General features: G+C 41.0%; 1 pseudogene. It reads right to left on the bottom strand.

The window, feature by feature from the left end:
* Positions 1-261: pseudogene (locus ACG9ZB_RS17475) on the bottom strand (hypothetical protein); the annotation flags it as partial.

The following is a 261-nucleotide window of genomic DNA, read 5'->3' as shown; positions in this document are numbered from 1 at the left end:
ACCCCCCTGCTCTTGATGACATTCAATCCGATAATCGGCACACTGATAGACATATTTATTTTCAGCTCGTTTCCAGCCGTTTTGCGCCACCTCAAAGCGTTTTAAGACTCGACTTTTAAAAACATCTAAATCGGTTTCATACGTCGCAAGCGGCCCATCTAGAAAACTTAAACGGTACGAAATAATCATTTTAGAATGCGGATCGTAACGAATATGCTGAATCCAGCTCACACCTGCTTTTTTAATTTGTGTATCTACACC

This window comes from Acinetobacter johnsonii (assembly GCF_048551975.1).
Classification (GTDB): Bacteria; Pseudomonadota; Gammaproteobacteria; order Pseudomonadales; family Moraxellaceae; genus Acinetobacter; species Acinetobacter johnsonii_A.
The sequence above is the reverse complement of the archived record's forward strand: the minus strand, read 5'-3'. Positions and strand labels throughout refer to the sequence as shown.